15 protein-coding genes and 1 pseudogene are annotated in these 15,748 nt (G+C 39.2%); 10 read left to right on the top strand and 6 right to left on the bottom strand.

What is annotated here, in order from left to right; translation table 11 throughout:
- Nucleotides 1–400 precede the first annotated feature (400 nt).
- The 6 genes from ACH8JV_RS17615 (at nucleotide 401) to ACH8JV_RS17590 (ending at nucleotide 8,075) form a co-directional block, all read left to right on the top strand.
- Entirely contained in the window at nucleotides 401–1,462 is a 1,062-nt protein-coding gene (locus tag ACH8JV_RS17615) for an HlyD family secretion protein (RefSeq protein WP_396522797.1), read from the top strand.
- A 24-nt stretch (nucleotides 1,463–1,486) separates the two neighbouring features.
- Nucleotides 1,487–3,034 carry a DHA2 family efflux MFS transporter permease subunit gene (locus tag ACH8JV_RS17610; RefSeq protein ID WP_396522795.1) on the top strand — a complete coding sequence of 516 codons (1,548 nt, stop codon included), beginning with the start codon at nucleotides 1,487–1,489 and terminating at the stop codon, nucleotides 3,032–3,034.
- A gap of 188 nt (nucleotides 3,035–3,222) precedes the next feature.
- Nucleotides 3,223–4,011: a hypothetical protein gene (locus tag ACH8JV_RS17605; protein ID WP_396522799.1), complete on the top strand. Its 789-nt coding sequence runs from the start codon at nucleotides 3,223–3,225 to the stop codon at nucleotides 4,009–4,011.
- The gene (locus ACH8JV_RS17600; protein ID WP_396522793.1) at nucleotides 4,008–5,594 is read left to right on the top strand and encodes a GH3 auxin-responsive promoter family protein; all 1,587 of its coding nucleotides are present in this window, start codon (nucleotides 4,008–4,010) and stop codon (nucleotides 5,592–5,594) included. Before ACH8JV_RS17605 ends, ACH8JV_RS17600 begins: the two co-directional genes overlap by 4 nt.
- Complete coding sequence (locus ACH8JV_RS17595; RefSeq protein ID WP_396522791.1) at nucleotides 5,591–6,919, top strand: TolC family protein; 1,329 nt, start codon at nucleotides 5,591–5,593, stop codon at nucleotides 6,917–6,919. The genes ACH8JV_RS17600 and ACH8JV_RS17595 overlap by 4 nt, the downstream gene beginning before the upstream one ends.
- A complete protein-coding gene (locus ACH8JV_RS17590; RefSeq protein WP_396522789.1) occupies nucleotides 6,912–8,075 on the top strand; it encodes a hypothetical protein in 1,164 nt (387 codons plus the stop codon). Before ACH8JV_RS17595 ends, ACH8JV_RS17590 begins: the two co-directional genes overlap by 8 nt.
- Before the next feature lie 199 nt (nucleotides 8,076–8,274).
- Here ACH8JV_RS17590 and ACH8JV_RS17585 read toward each other — a convergent pair whose 3' ends face one another.
- Nucleotides 8,275–8,715, bottom strand: a complete 441-nt coding sequence (locus ACH8JV_RS17585) for an HD domain-containing protein (RefSeq protein WP_396522788.1) — start codon at nucleotides 8,713–8,715, stop codon at nucleotides 8,275–8,277.
- Between the two features lie 807 nt (nucleotides 8,716–9,522).
- Between ACH8JV_RS17585 and ACH8JV_RS17580 the strand changes: the two genes are divergently transcribed.
- The 4 genes and pseudogenes from ACH8JV_RS17580 to ACH8JV_RS17565 form a co-directional block, all read left to right on the top strand.
- Nucleotides 9,523–10,074 carry a TetR/AcrR family transcriptional regulator gene (locus ACH8JV_RS17580; RefSeq protein WP_396522786.1) on the top strand — a complete coding sequence of 184 codons (552 nt, stop codon included), beginning with the start codon at nucleotides 9,523–9,525 and terminating at the stop codon, nucleotides 10,072–10,074.
- A 56-nt stretch (nucleotides 10,075–10,130) separates the two neighbouring features.
- Nucleotides 10,131–10,802: a HEPN domain-containing protein gene (locus ACH8JV_RS17575; protein WP_396522784.1), complete on the top strand. Its 672-nt coding sequence runs from the start codon at nucleotides 10,131–10,133 to the stop codon at nucleotides 10,800–10,802.
- 62 nt (nucleotides 10,803–10,864) lie between these two features.
- On the top strand, nucleotides 10,865–11,383 hold the full coding sequence (locus tag ACH8JV_RS17570; protein ID WP_396522782.1) for a GNAT family N-acetyltransferase: 519 nt from the start codon (nucleotides 10,865–10,867) through the stop codon (nucleotides 11,381–11,383).
- Nucleotides 11,376–11,474 (top strand): annotated as a pseudogene (locus ACH8JV_RS17565) (TetR family transcriptional regulator); the annotation flags it as partial. The gene ACH8JV_RS17570 and the pseudogene ACH8JV_RS17565, both read left to right, overlap by 8 nt.
- 96 nt (nucleotides 11,475–11,570) lie before the next feature.
- Here the strand turns inward: ACH8JV_RS17565 and ACH8JV_RS17560 are convergent.
- The 5 genes from ACH8JV_RS17560 to ACH8JV_RS17540 form a co-directional block, all read right to left on the bottom strand.
- The gene (locus ACH8JV_RS17560; protein ID WP_001037846.1) at nucleotides 11,571–12,245 is read right to left on the bottom strand and encodes a hypothetical protein; all 675 of its coding nucleotides are present in this window, start codon (nucleotides 12,243–12,245) and stop codon (nucleotides 11,571–11,573) included.
- Nucleotides 12,246–12,250: 5 nt separating this feature from the next.
- Nucleotides 12,251–13,066 (bottom strand): PAAR domain-containing protein, encoded by an 816-nt coding sequence (locus ACH8JV_RS17555; protein WP_396522780.1) that lies wholly within the window; start codon nucleotides 13,064–13,066, stop codon nucleotides 12,251–12,253.
- A 177-nt stretch (nucleotides 13,067–13,243) separates the two neighbouring features.
- Nucleotides 13,244–13,732, bottom strand: a complete 489-nt coding sequence (locus ACH8JV_RS17550; RefSeq protein ID WP_396522778.1) for a hypothetical protein — start codon at nucleotides 13,730–13,732, stop codon at nucleotides 13,244–13,246.
- Nucleotides 13,733–13,966: 234 nt separating this feature from the next.
- The gene (locus ACH8JV_RS17545; protein WP_396522776.1) at nucleotides 13,967–14,803 is read right to left on the bottom strand and encodes an SDR family NAD(P)-dependent oxidoreductase; all 837 of its coding nucleotides are present in this window, start codon (nucleotides 14,801–14,803) and stop codon (nucleotides 13,967–13,969) included.
- A gap of 17 nt (nucleotides 14,804–14,820) precedes the next feature.
- Nucleotides 14,821–15,741: an alpha/beta hydrolase gene (locus tag ACH8JV_RS17540; RefSeq protein ID WP_396522774.1), complete on the bottom strand. Its 921-nt coding sequence runs from the start codon at nucleotides 15,739–15,741 to the stop codon at nucleotides 14,821–14,823.
- Between the last annotated feature and the right edge of the window lie 7 nt (nucleotides 15,742–15,748).

The following is a 15,748-nucleotide window of genomic DNA, read 5'->3' as shown; positions in this document are numbered from 1 at the left end:
TACTTAAATATTACACAATAAAATTTATTCTTAATATTTTTGCAATAATTTTCTATGTTGGAAGATTATCTAATTAGAAATTATTTAAAATTAATTAATTTATTTATTAACAATAACTTATGTTTAATTTTTAAATGGATTTATTACGAGAAATCTACACCAATTCGAATTACATAATTTTTAAACATAGTTTATATAATATGCTTTATTGACATAAATAGAAAAAATATATGGCAAAGAGGTCAATGATATTTAATTAACTTCAGAACCATAATTTGCACCAAATTTTACGCTGTCACGATTCATTGAATAAAACCAAGTGAAAAGTTACGTAAAAAAGAAACCAATAATTTTATTGGCTTAAATAAAAAATCGAATATTACAAATAAGCGGAATGAATATGGATAACGTAGCTCAGCTAGAAACTGATACTAATTTCCAAAGTCGAAAGAAAATAACCTGGGGGGTTTTTAGTGTCCTGCTGTTATTTTTAGTTGCTGGTATTGTATATTATTTTTTAGTATATCGATTCTATCAAACTACTGATAATGCTTATGTACAAGCCGATGTGACTTGGGTTATGCCAAAGATTTCAGGCGAAGTGATGGAGTTATTAATTAATGATAATCAGGTGGTAAAAAAAGGGGAAACTTTAGCAGTCTTAGACCATCGTGATTACCAAGCTCGTTATGACCAAGCCCGTTCTGTGGTCAGCTTAAAAGAAGCCGCACTGGGCGTACAACAACAAAATGAAAAGTCTGCCAAGTCGTCAATTACGGAAGCAAATAGTGGTGTAGTGGCAGCACAAGCCGACCTATCACGTTTGAAAAAAGAATATGAGCGTTATCAAGACTTATTAAAAGATGGCGTAATTACCCGTCAAAACTTTGAAGGGGTTCAGTCTCAATATTTAACCGCTCAAGCACAGCTCAGTAAAGCACAAGCCGCCGTAAATGCAGCAGAAGCTCAGTTGGGGAGTTTACAGGCCAGTCGAGCACAGCTTTTAGCAGATATTCAAAGTGCCAATGCAAACTTAAACCTGTATCAAGTCGATTTGGCTTCATCAAAAGTGGTGAGTCCTGTAAGCGGTAAGATCGGTAGCCTTGCAATTCAAAAAGGTTCACGTGTTTCTCCGCAAACCCGCTTAATGGCGATCATTCCTGAAAATAGTTTGTATGTACAAGCGAACTTCAAAGAAACCCAAATTGAAAAAATGCATATCGGTCAAAAAGTGAAGTTAAAGCTCGATGCCTATCCGAGCCTCACCTATACCGGAAAAATTGAGAGTTTTTCACCAGCTTCAGGCGCGACTTTCTCACTGATGCCACCAGACAATGCAACAGGCAACTTTAACAAAGTCGTACAGCGTATTCCTGTACGTATTGCCATAGATTCAAGCCCGCATATTGATTTGATAAAACCTGGAATGTCGGTGAGTGCCACCGTTGACCTAAGAACTTAATAAAAAATTTTAGGTAATAAGAAAATGAATAAGCATGTTGAAGCCGAGTGGAGGTTTCCCGCAAAAACTGCATGGGCAATTTTTGCTGCCATGATTTTTGGCAACTTCATGGCGATTCTTGATATTCAGATTGTGGCGAGTTCTCTAAACGAAGTTCAAGCTGGTATGAGCGCAAGTCGATATGAAGTCACTTGGGTACAAACGGTTTATTTAATTGCCGAAATTATTGCAATTCCCATGTCGAGTATTGTCTCGCGGGTGCTTTCAACACGGGTGTATTACACCATGTGTGCAATTGGTTTTACGGTGAGTTCTTTACTTTGTGCTTTGTCGTGGAACTTGGAAAGTTTACTGGTATTCCGTGGCATTCAAGGTTTTATGGGCGGCGGAATGATTCCAACTTCCATGACGGCCTTGTACCTACTTTTTCCAGAAGCAAAACGCTCTTTGCCTTTGGTCATGTTTGGCATGATCAGTACTTTAGGGCCTGCGATTGGCCCAACCATTGGCGGTTGGCTCACCAATAATTTCTCATGGCACTGGATGTTCCTGATCAATATTATTCCGGGCATTATCATTGCCACAGTCATTTACTCAGGCCCAAATATTGACCGTGCCAATTATTCACTTATTAAAAGCATGGACTGGTTTAGTCTGGTCGGTATGGCAATGTTTCTGGGTGGGCTTGAATATTTCCTCGATGAAGGCGCACGACATGACTGGCTTGCAGACACAGGCGTTCGTATTGCTTTTATGGTCTGCCTGATAGGTGGCATGATTTTCTTCTCTCGAAGTTTTACTCAGCCTAAGCCTTTGCTCGATTTGTCTGTATTTAAAAACAAAAACTTTACCTTAAGTGCCATCACAACGTTTGTGATTGGTATGGCGCTGTATGGCTTGGGTTACATGATTCCCGTGTTTCTTGGGCAAGTCCGTGAAATGAACAGTAGCCAAATTGGTCACGTCATGATGGTGACAGGCATTGTCATGTTTTGCTTTGCGCCGTTCCTTGCTTGGCTTATTCCTAACTTTGATACCCGCAAAACCGTATTTGTTGGAATGGTTCTGGCTGGTTTTGGTGTTTGGCTCAATTCGCACCTCAGCATTCACAGCGATTATGACTTTATGTTTTGGCCGCAAATTTACCGTGGTATTGGTCTTATGATCTGCCTGATTGTGGTGTCGCATTTAGCAATGAGCACCTTGCCACTCAGTAAAGTGGCCGATGCCAGCGGTATTTATAACCTCATGCGCAATATTGGGGGGGCGGTTGGGCTGGCGCTGATTAACTCATCCTTAGACTGGCTGACCGCCATGCATGTCACCCAAATTAATCAGGCGATGACACCGCAGAACTGGATATTTACAGAAAGGCTTGACCAGCTCACGGCGCAATATCAAGAAGTCGGTGCAAATGCCCAGCAAATCGCGCTGAGTGTGATTTATCGCGACATTCATTTTCAGGCACTGACATCGAGTTTTAATGATTTATTACGCATGCTCACAATCATCATGTTTGTGACCGCGTTTTTAACCATCTTTATGGACAGGGGGAAGAAAATGAATATGTAAATTTTTAGCAGTAAAAGACAGCTTTTTAAAGAATGAAAACAATAGGGCATATCAAAACGTATCCCTTCTTAGAAAAAGAACATTTATACGAGTTTCTAACATCGCCGTACGAGCGAGCGGAACTTACAGATCTGGATGTGGGAGATTAAAGTATTATGATTAATACAACATATAAACTGATTTCAAAATTGAACCTGAAAAACACAACTTATGGGCAATATTTTGAAAAAGAGCAAATTGATACTGATCGACTAAAAGTGATGTATTCCATTTACGAACAGTATTATGAAAATACCAGATTTTCTATTTTTGTAGACGATTTTAAAAATAAAAGCGGTGCGATCTTAATTTTTGACTCTGAGACAGATGAGATTGTGGGTTTCTCGACTGTGGTGGTGCAGCACTTCTACTTAAACGGTAAAGACTACACCGTGCTCTTTAGCGGTGATACGGTTATTTTGAAGAAGTTCTGGGGCACGCGTAGCTTACAAAGTACCATGCTCAAACTTATGATTAAGCTTCGAATCAAATATCCTTTTAACGAACTCTATTGGTTACTCATTTCTAAAGGCTATAAGACCTATCTATTACTTGCCAATAACTACTATGTGTATTACCCAAACATTAAAGATGAAAACCAACATCTTTCGGAAGTGGTTGAGCACTACTGTGAAAAATTCTTTGGTGAATATTATGACCGTGAAGCAGGTTTACTCAACTTTGGTGATGACTATCAGCCACTAAAAGGCGAAGTTGCACCCATTACCGCCGAAATGAGAGAAAAGAACCCAAACATTCATTTCTTTGAACAAAAAAATCCAACTTGGAAAGCAGGCACAGAACTGCCGTGTATAGGCCGTCTGGGCTGGAAAGATATTGCCCGTTTCCCAGTTAAGCTCATGACGAAGCCGACCAGTAAAGGAAAGTTTGAAGCTTGTGTAACCCATAAAACAAAACGTAGAGAGGCTATCCAATGAAATCTAATGAATGGCTGACTCTAGGCTCGCATCTTATTTTAAAAAAATGGTGTGATGCATCTGACCGTAATTTCCAAAAACAGTTTAATGCTTTAGAAACCACACAACGTCAAATTTTGCATTCGATATTACAGACCTCTACCTTTACCAAAGATAAGAAGGTTCAAAACTATGAGCAGTTTGTAAAAGCCTTTCCTGCGACTCGCTATAGCGCATGGCGAGAAGACATTCAGCGTTATCGTGAACAAAAGCTTTCACTCTCTAGTAGTAAGTTGGTTCGTTTTCAGCCGACAAGTGGTTCGAGTGAACAAATCAAGTTTATTCCATATACCAAGCTGTTTTTAGATGAGCTTGACCATGCGATTGCGCCGTGGATGGCAAGTTTATACCGTAAGTGTCCAGAGCTGAGTTCGGGTACACACTACTGGTCGGTGTCATGGTTACCTGAAAGCCAGCGTGAAGTTTTAAAAGATAAAAACTTAAATGATGACAGTGCGCTACTTGGCGTAGGTAAGCGCATACTGTCTAAGTTTACCCAAGCTGTTCCAAGTAACGTTGCCTTTGCAGCCAATGCGGACGATGCACTGTTTGCCACCATTTGTTATTTGGTCGCAAACCGTAACTTAGCCATGATTTCGGTATGGAGTCCAACGTTTGCGCTGCAATTGCTTGAGCGTTTGGAGTCATTGCAAAAAGACGTGATAGAGGTGCTTAACAGCGGTAAATGGGGCAACCGTCAGGCTTCACTAAAAGAAGTGACCGCACCGCATAGCCCTGAAAGTGCTCAAGCCTTAATTGCAAGTTCAAACGGCGCACAGATCGACTTTAAAAAACTCTGGCCAAAGTTAAGTTTAGTTTCGAGTTGGGATACAGCAGGTTCAAAAGCTTGGGCCGAAAAATTAAAAGAGAAACTGCCCAGTGTTCAGTTTGAAGGCAAAGGGTTATGGGCAACCGAAGGTGTAGTGACTATTCCCTATAATGACCAATACCCATTGGCCTACCAAAGTCACTTTTACGAGTTTGAATATTTAGAAGGTGAGAAACAAGGTCAAATCGTTCCTTCATGGCAGCTTAAACAAGGTGATGTGGTCAGCCCACTCATTACTTCGGGTAATGGCTTGCTTCGTTACTGTCTAGATGACTGCTTAAAAGTCACTAGCTTTATAGAGCAAATTCCGTGTTTTGAGTTCCAAGGCCGCCGTTTTGGTGTAGATCTGGTTGGTGAGAAACTTGCACCTGAAACCGCTCAACAGTTGTTGTCACAGCTAAATGAAACGGAATCTAAAGCGATTTCTTTACTCGCGATTGATACCCAACAACAAGTTAAACCATTTTATTGCGTGCTTTTTGAAGGCGAAATTCATCACAGCATTAGCAATGAATATATCGACAGTATCTTACGTCAAAACTTCCATTATGAACTTGCGCGAAACTTAGGGCAGCTCGACCAGCCTCAAATTCGCCAAGCCAATAATGGTTGGAATGCGTATAAGCAACTGGTCATGTTTGATGGCATTATCGAAGGCAATATCAAACCTGAGCCACTCAAAAAAGTCACCCTCAATAGTTTGGAACAACTATGAAGGGGATGAAGCAACTTAACACTCGATTTTTAACACTTCGACACGCCTTGTATTTAGGCGTGTTGGTTGTGTCGAATACACATGCCATGACTTTAGACGAGGCGTTGTCTGCCAGTTTAAGACATGAAAGTCAGCTTGAAGTCAGCCGTTTAAGCGTAAACCAGTCTACCGCTATGCTTGAACAGGCTAAACAGCGCGATGGGCTCAAAGTCAATTTAGTTGGGCAGCTTGACTATGAACGAATAGATACGCCACCAAAAGTCATGTTTCCAACTGAAGGAAACCGTAAAGGCCGAAGTTTGCAATTGCAGGCTGATTATCCGATTTATACCTCTGGGCGGCATCGTTTGGGGGTAGATATTGCCGAGAGTCAGCTTTCTGCCCAACACCAAGGCTTGTCAGATCAACGGTCGGAAACGATTTTAAATACCGTCATGGTCTATACCGACGTATTAAAAAAGAAAGCCATTTTAGAACTTAGACAAAAGACCATGGCGAACCTGCAACGGTCTTTATATGAGTCAAAGCGCCGTTTTGATGTAGGTATGATTACCCGTGCAGACTTGGCTCAGGTTTTGGCACAAGTTGCACAAGGCCAAGCCGATATTACACAGGCTCAGTCTAATTTGACCGTAAGTGAAGCGCAGTTTTACCAAGTGACTGGTACAACACCTGACAACCTTGTTGCGATTAAACAACTACCAGCTATACCGAATGGGCTAGATGAGATTTTGGCGCAAACCAAGAACCATCCGGCTTTAATGCGCGCTAAATATGAAATGCAGGCCGCTGAGAAACAATACGCTTTAACTAAACGGGAACTGTGGCCAACGGTTATGCTGACTAGTCGTGCAGGAAAGCAGGATGAAGCAAGTTATATTGGTTCTGAAAGTAATAACTATATGGTCGGGGTGCAGCTTAATGTACCGCTCTATGACGATGGCTTAAATCGCGCCAATGTTAAAAAAGCGCAGGCTGATATCGATTTGGCTCATCAGAAAATACGAAGCCTTGAACTGGACTTAAATAAACGTACCCGTACTACTTATGCGCAGCTTCAAACCATCCGACAAAATAAAGACGCATTGGCAAATGCCATAGAGGCAGCGTCTATTGCCTTTGTCTATACACGTAAAGAGTTTGATGTCGGCACCAAAACTACTTTTGATTTGCTTAATACCGAACAAAAGTTACTCGATGCCCAAACCCAAAAAACCGTAAATGACCAAGACGAAGTCGTGTTTGTTTATCAGCTACTCGACCAAATGGGGCGTTTAAATAGTTTGGTTCCTATGCAGACCGCACAACAGGTGAATAATGAATAAAACAAATCCACCACTTGCTGACAATACCCTGATTACCCGTGAAGCAACTTTGGCAGATGACGAGGCTTTACGAGACCTAATAGCTGTTCCGATGACCACTAAAGGCATACAAATTAGCTTTCAGCGTGAACCGAGTTATTTTAGAGCGTCTGACATTGTCTATCGGCATAAACTGCATGTCGTGATTGAAGACACCGAGAGTCAAAAGAAGCTCGCTTGTTATAGCAATGGCTATCGTCCTTGTTATGTCGATCGGAGCGTTCAAAACTTGCGATATGCTGGCGACTTACGGGTAGATCATAGCTATCGGGGTAAATCACTGGTGAAGGTATTAGCCAAGCATGTAAAACAGACCATGCACGCACCCAACTTTAGCCAAATGATTATTTTTGATGATAACCATGCTGCACGCGCCGCTATACAAACGGGCAAAACGGGAATGCCCGATTATTATGATGAAGGGCTTATAGAGACACTCAGCCTGACGAGCACTGGCGCAAAACGAAAAATCACGGCTTTTTTAAAGCAGGCTGCTAAACAGAGTAATGTTCAAGAGATTCGTAGCTGTGTCGCCAAATCCGAACATGTACCAGCCATGAATCAGTTTATTCGCGACATGGCTGAGTTTTACAACTTTATACCTGCCTATGACTTTGAAGAACTTGCTCAAGGGCATCAGTATTTTTCAGGGATGAAACTATCTGACTTTTCACTTTACTTTAAGGGTGAAAAACTGGTGGGCATGTTTGGTTTATGGGATCAGCATAGTATTAAGCAAACCAAGATTTTAAATTATAGTTCGGCCATAGCTGTGCTTAGACCCGTTTATAACTTGCTAACCCCAATGACTAAAGGCATGCGTTTGCCTAAACTGGGTGACTCTATTCAGTACCATGTATTGCATACGCTTATGTGCCATCCCGAAGATTTAGCTTTGCATCATAAAATGCTTGAAGATGCCTATAACCAGTCAAAACAACAGGGCGTTGGTGTGGTGAGTTTTACGCTTTCCCATAAAGACCCGCGTTATCAGTTAAATCAGTTCTATAAAGGTGAGCGTTTAACGGGTATGCATGGCTTTATTAGTTATGAGGGTGACCCAAGACCAAATTTTGATAAAAACCTGATTCCTTATTTAGAAGTTGGGCGTATTTAGCCCTTAGATAGTTTCGCCGTAAGTCATGAATGCGCAAAAATTTGCTCAATTCTTATGAATGTTAAATAGGATTGAGCAAATATATGCGCAAAATGGTGAATGCTCGCTAGAGCAAGAGACTTTTTTATGGTGATCTTGATTACGTTACAAAATCAAGATAACTCGTTTTAGATTTAATAAACCTAGTAATTTTGGCTCTTTAGCCCAACTTATCTTGCGCCGTTGAAACAGCTAACATGGTTTGAAGGTAATAATCGACACGTGAGTGATTATTGTCCTTATGTGAGTTATGCGCATTAAAGGCTGCATCATGAAGTTTCACCACTCGAGCAATTGGATTTAAACCACAACGGAATAAATATTCTTCGCGTGTTTCATCTGCTCGCTTAGTTAATGCATCGACGGCATCGCGGATTTCTTTTCCAAATAAGCTTTCGATTTTGTCTAGCGTAAGAAGCGTGTCTTCAACACTATCGTGGAGAAGGGCGGTAATAATGTAGATTTCTGAAAATTGATGCTCGATTAATGAATTGACCACACCTTTAATATGGTACTCAAAGTAATCATGAGGCCCATACTTTTGACCTTGATGAGATTCTTTTGACAATGTCTCTGCGAGTTCAACTTGATTTTGAGTCATTTTTTGCTCTTATCACTTTAAGTATATGACGCGGCCAAATTTGTAAGATGGTCGCTTAGGTCATAATTTTATACTGAATACTTAGATTAGGCATAAGAGTAATTGCTCACTTTTATTAATTCATTCTTTGTTGATGTGAACCAAACCAGTCTTTAAGTTTTTGAAATTTTAAACTTTAACTTAATGATATAAAAGTAGATTGTAAATATTACTTAAGAGTTTCCTTAATTATCTAATTAAATGAAAAATAATAATTATTTAAATAATTTCTAGCCAATTTCACATTGACACCTCAAATATTGGAGATTACCATTTGCGGGCTGGCCTACATTGCCAGCCGGTTTTAGCAGACCGTATTAGACCGCATCAGGATTATTTCTTCTGAGGAATAGTTTTGTGCGAAAACTCCCAGTTCCCTCCCGTAGCGGTAGGACGGGAGAGGGACACCCTCGGGTGTGCTGGAGTCTAACCAGTCTGCTAACCCTCTTCCGTTCTGCCACCATAAATTTTATGCTCTGGCAGAACTCCCTATATAAGGAGTTGGCTTTGCACATCCATAATTTCTTGGCAACCATTGCCAAAAGCTATAACAACACAGCTTAAAACATTTAACGCAGCTTGATCGCCGCAAGGCTTTTTCAGGCTTTAGCTCGTTATTACTTAAAACTTTCATCAACAACTAAAACTTGAGATGTGCTCGGCACAGTCTTTACGGCTTTGCTACGCCTTTTTTTCACTTTTAGAAAAGTGGAAGGCTTTTATGTCTCATTTATATACAACAAAAATTTAATTTATAACGGTAAAAATATGCAAAATTTAACTCTCCCAACACGTGCATTAAAAGTCGTAAATAAATCAATTGAGCTGTTTCATTACAACGGGTTTCATATCGTCGGCGTGGACAGACTTGTAAAAGAGTCTGGTATTCCAAAAATGACGTTTTATACCTACTTTCAATCTAAAGAACGCTTTATTGAAATTTGTCTAATCGTACAAAAAGAACGACTACAAGAAAAAGTAGTCTCTATGGTCGAATACGACGAATACACCAGCGCAGACGATAAGCTTAAAAAGCTCTATGACTTACACGCAGATATAGACGGGCTGTATTACCTGCTATTTAAAGCCATTTTTGAAACGAAAAATAACTATCCAAACGCCTATACAACCGCCGTGAGATATAGAACATGGCTCACCAATGAAATATATAGCCAGCTTAGAGCACTTAACCCCGATGCTTCTTTTACCGATGCCAAACTCTTTCTATATATGATCGATGGCGCCGTCATTCAGCATTTAAGTTGGGATGAAGTTGATGAAAGGGTATTAGAGGTGTTTTTGAAAAGCTTAAGCTCATGATAAGTTAAGTGTACAAAAAGATAATTTCTTAACAACTAATATTTGAGTATCTGTGTATGAGCCAGAAGATTCTTAATCGTTTTGAAAAACTAATCGAAGAAGCGGGGGAAATAAAAGCCCTATCTAAAGTAAAACGCCATGAATATGGAAGTTATGAAACATTAGGTGAAGACGGGGATGCTAAATTTTTGGAATGGAAAGTTAAAGTAAAGAACTTGATAATATTGGCTTGTGGAGAAAAATCTATACATTTTAAAGACTTGATTCAATCTGAAGAAACACAAAGTTATGACACAAACACAAGAGTTATCAAAAGATTAACGCCTGTTTTAGTCGCTGCATATGATGATTTTAAAAGTGGTTTTTTAATAACTTTCAAGCAAATAGTACAGGCTGAAATTTTTGATAGTGAGCTTGAACAAGCTAAATCACTTTTTGAAAGTGGTTATAAAAATGCAGCTGCTGTAATTGCAGGTGTAGTTTTAGAAACTGCAATAAAGGAGCTATGTTTGAATAATGGTATAGATATTGAAAGAAAAAGATTAACTCAGCTAAATGATGATTTAGCGAAAGCTGGTGTCTACAATAAACTACAACAAAAGCAAATTACAGCTTTAGCAGATATAAGAAATAATGCTGCTCATGGGAATTATGATGAGTTCACCAAAGAAGATGTAGAAAGAATGATTAGTGATATTGAGAGGTTTTTATTAACTTATTCTTCATAAGGTAAGATTCTTTGGATAAAAGTTTCATGTGCAATTCATCCTTATAACTTTAGAGAAGAAATATGAAAAATATTGGAATTTTAGAAATAAAAGAAATTGGCGATTATGAAGAAGGCTTATCTCTACTGTTAGAAGATTCCGTAAATAACGGAGCTTCAATAGGTTTCCTAGCTCCTATAGAAAAGAACGAAGTCTTAAATTATTGGCGTGAGGTCAATCATAAATTAGCACAAGGTAATAGCCGTCTATGGATTGCCATTCAAGAAGGGAAAATTCTAGGTAGTGTTCAATTATCCTTAGTGAGTAAAAAGAACGGAGTTCATAGAGCCGAAGTTGAAAAACTCATGGTTCTAACAACAGCAAGAAAACAAGGAATAGCAACACTACTAATGAATGAGCTAGAAAATTTTGCACGAGAAAAGGGGCTGCGCTTACTTGTCTTAGATACACGTGAAGGCGATGTGTCCGAACTTTTATATAGCAAAATTGGATTTGTTCGCGTGGGTGTCATTCCAAACTTTGCCTTAAGTTCAAATGGGAACTATGACGGCACAGCGATTTATTATAAAAAGCTTGTCTGAAATTAGTAATAACTACCCAAACGCATATACAACCGCCGTGAGATATAGAATATGGTTAATGAATGAAATATATAGTCAGCTTAGAGTCTTAAATCAGATGCTTCGATTTTTGTAAAAGCAATAAAAAAGCCCTAAATAATTAAGGCTATTCAATACATATCCATATAAGAAATGATCTTCAATGAGGTTATTTCTTATATGGCATAGATTCAAGAATTTCTTTAATAACAGCTGGATCCACTACGTTTTCATACATAGTATTGAAAGTATGTTTCTCATCTTCAGTGGTTTGAGCATTAACAATAGCTTTCAACTTTTGCTTATATTCAGTATGACCAGCTTGGTACATGGCAGCGTAACTTGACCAGAGAGCATATTGCTTTTGTGGATTATCATTACTTAATTTTTCGTATTGTGCCTGATATAGCTTAGCTGCTTTTTCATAACAGCTATTAATTTGGTTTTCTGGCTTTTGCAATTTTCTTTGAATTAGACACTGAGTTTCTTGAATGCTTGCCGTGCTATCTAAAGCGAGAATTTTTGTTGCCAAAATATTGGCTTCATTTAAATAACCTAGTTGCAGTAGTACTTTTAATTTCAACTTTTGCACTTGTATGCTTGAATCATTGTCATTTGGAAATTTCTTTAAAAGTTTTTCCAACTTTGCTTGTGTGGATGTAATGTCAGCTTCTGTCTGAAGAGAGTTCATAATTTCATTGAACTCTGCCACAAGTGGTTTTAACGCTTCTTTTTGGTTATTAGATTGTTCACTCTGCACTTGGGTGATTTTGGTTGTGCTATTAGGGTTATTACATGCAGCAACCAAGGCACTTAATAATAGAATCGTTAATAATTTATTCATAACTTTTACACCTTGCGCGCCGCAGAGTTTAAGGAAAACTTATATTTTTTAATAGGAGGCATTGGATGCACAGAACCCACTGTATCTGAAATCACTGCGGTATATCCTAATTCAAGCTCTACATCAACAAGTTGTAAATTTGGCTCTGGTAACTTGATAGTGCAACTTCCTAAAGGGGCCTTATTTTGATCTGTTGGCCAATATCCTTTATCGCTTTTTAACTTGGTTCTGGCAATCTCTTTACCTTCCCGTGAAACAATTGCGGTCCCAAAAGGATAAACAGTTCCCTTGTGACTTAATGGAGCTGCATTAATAACTACACTTAAAAATAGTTCCTTGCCTTGAACTTTGTAGTTTAGAAAATAGCTTACAGCTCCATCCAGAGGTGTTACACCTTCATCACCTAAAAGAACAGCCTTATGGCTAATGTAGACATCAGTTTTATACTGCTCAATGTAATAGTTTTCATATTTTTCTTCTCTAAAACTATCAGTAGTCTGCTGTTTTTGTGACATTGGAGCTGATGAGGATTTTGCACCCGATGATGCTGCACCACCATTGTCTTGAACAACCAAGTTTTGTTGAGGCAGTAATTTGCAACCACAAGAGAGTGAATCATTAACACGAGCAGCGGCTTTGCCGAAGATCTGCATGTTTGGATCACCGGAGACAATAGTTGCAACGACTTTATGAGTTGGGCAAGTTGCTTTGTCGCCAACACAGGCAACGGGAATTCCGTCAATCAGGAACATACTATTCCCTGAGATTACTTGACCACCGCCAGTAGTAGGGCAGCCTATAGTTATATATGGTGTCGCCAAAACTATTCCTTCTTATTTTCATGAAGGGGTGGAATGATAGCAAAGAGGGGTAGACAGTGCTGTATAGTTTTATTTATCAGGATGCACAGCCCATACGACCAATAATAATGTAAATATCTCGATCTTTGTAAAGCAATTTAAAAAGCCCTGAATATTCAAAGCTTTTATAATAATGATCTATTCACATACTTCTACAAAGTTTCGAGCAGTCTTATCTTTGCTATCGCGTAGCTTAATAATTTTTTGTCTTTCACCGTATAGGCTGTGAACATCATTTAAGGTTTCATCCTTAAGTTGGCTTTTGTATGGACCTTCAACTTTATTTACGTAGTTTTCCATGAATACCGTCATCCAACATATTGTGTTGAGGTCATCATAGTCATAACCGTTTTTATCTAAGCCTTGAATCCAGTCTGGATATTCTTCATTTAAAAGGCTCCGTGCTGTTTCTAACTTAACATAGGAATTATTAAACAAAGAGTTTTTCAAAGCAGGCTCATTGTTCACATTCTTATTCGCTTCAATGATCAATCTATAATTGTCAGTAGCATAATTTTTGAGATCTACTTTCACATAGTTATCAATGTCTTCTTTATCTGTCGAAGCCTTACAAGAAGTTAGGAATAAGCTGGAAAGTAGCAATATTGGTATTAATGTAATTTTCATAGTGAGAAGTTATTAGGTGGAGAGTAGTGCTACTTCTAAATATATAATAAAACAGTGGCTTGATCATAAGAATGCCCAAAGACCCTTTACATATATTCGTTAATACCATATGGTCCATTGTTGGTATACGTAGCTAATGCATTAGACTTATGATTTGAGCTAATGATTAGAATTTTGCTGCTAATTAAATAAACACGGCTATCTCGAGAACATCCGTGTCCAAAAGACCTAAAATTAATGATGCTTTTTCTCTGCCAATTGCATGGTCTGTTTAAGCTGTTTACGGTTGAAACCTAGAAACTCAATCACATTTCTAAACAATGCTGGTGCTTTGGCAATTGGAGTATTTATTTTAGGTACAACCGTCATATCTTTACGCTGTTCTATACTTTCAACTACGCCCGAAACAACTTCTTCAATAGATACATATTTCCAAATACCAGAGTTACCTTTCCACACAGCTTTACCCGCTGGGTCATTTTGAATAGTGTCCATTAATGGGGTTTTAAAGAAAGTTGGATGAAGGCTACCAACGCCAATATTTGAATATTTTAATTCCAGACGAAGGCTATCGCATAAAGCCCAAACGCCTGCTTTACTCGAAGTGTAGTGCGTGTTTAATGGGGAGTGGACGAAAGCCGCCATTGAAGACACTGCCAGTAAATATCCCTGTGTTTGTTTTACATACGGTATAGCTGCACGAAAAGTACGAAATACTCCAGTCAGGTTAATATCGATGGTTCGTTCAAAGGTTTCAGGAGCCATATGTTCTAGTGCCTCCGTTGAGCCTATACCTGCATTTGCAATCACCACATCAATTTTACCGAAGTGTGTAGCTGCATCTGCCATAGCAGTTTTTAGGCTTTCCAAAGAACGGACATCGGCAACCCAACCTGCGGCAATGCTTTTTCCACCTAGCTGTTTTGCCTGACTTTCAACTTTGCTCAGGTCTAAGTCTAATAATGCGAGTTTTGCACCTTTGGCCTGTAATGCCTGAGCAATCGCAAGACCAAGACCACCTGTTGAGCCTGTAATCACCACAACTTTATCTTTTAATTCATACTTCGCCATTTTTAAAGTCCTTTAACTTAAGCTTGAGCTACTGGAACAGTACGTTTAAGAAAATCAATTTGATCTTTCACCACATGTTCAAAGGCTTGACCTGTGTAAATGTCAAAATGACCGTATGAATAGGTTTTTATTTCTTTGTGAGGTGTCCGCTTGGCATGACGCAGTGTGGCTTTTGCAGGAGCAACTGTATCGGTTTCACAAATACAAAATAAAACTGGGGCTTTAATTTTTGGCGTTTTACGTCCCGGATAATAACGGATAATGTCCAATGCAAAACGTGCTGCCACGTAGTTTTTGTAGTTAGGTTCGTCTTTAACTAAAGACATAATTCCCGAATAGGCATCTGGAGCAGTCATCAATGCCGTTTCATGCTCTAGTCCTGTAAGTTTGACCATAAGCGGCTGTTTGCTAAACGCAGCCGCAACACGGTCACGAACAGCCAAAGCCGTAAGTTTTGCTGAAGTTATAGGGCTCATGGCTAAACTAGAAGAAAGGCCATCGGTAAATGGGCATTGTGAAACTACTGCACAGATGTGGGCATCCTGAGCGGCCGTAGCCAATACATGACCGCCAGAAAAAGAACTTCCCCATAAGATAATCTTGTTTTTATCAACATTTGGTAGGCTACGAGCATATGCAATTGCTGCTTTCCAGTCTTCAAGCTGGCTTTGGATATCTAACAATTGTCGGGGTTGTCCTTCGCTATCACCAAAATAGCGATAATCAAACACTAAACAAGCATAACCCTCTGCCACAAAACGTTCGGCAAAAGCAGTTAAACGCATTCTGCGAGTTCCACCCAAACCATGCGCCATTACAATCATTGGAGTAGCTACCTCGGTGGCTGGACGATATAAATAGGCACTGCATTTCACGCCGTTTGAATTAAACTGAATATCTAGTGGCGTTTGTGGCCTATTCTTTAGATTTTTATTCATCGTGTTT

It is taken from the genome of Acinetobacter sp. ABJ_C5_2, assembly GCF_044538485.1.
Classification (GTDB): domain Bacteria; phylum Pseudomonadota; class Gammaproteobacteria; order Pseudomonadales; family Moraxellaceae; genus Acinetobacter; species Acinetobacter nosocomialis_A.
This window is presented reverse-complemented; position numbering and strand designations above follow the sequence as displayed.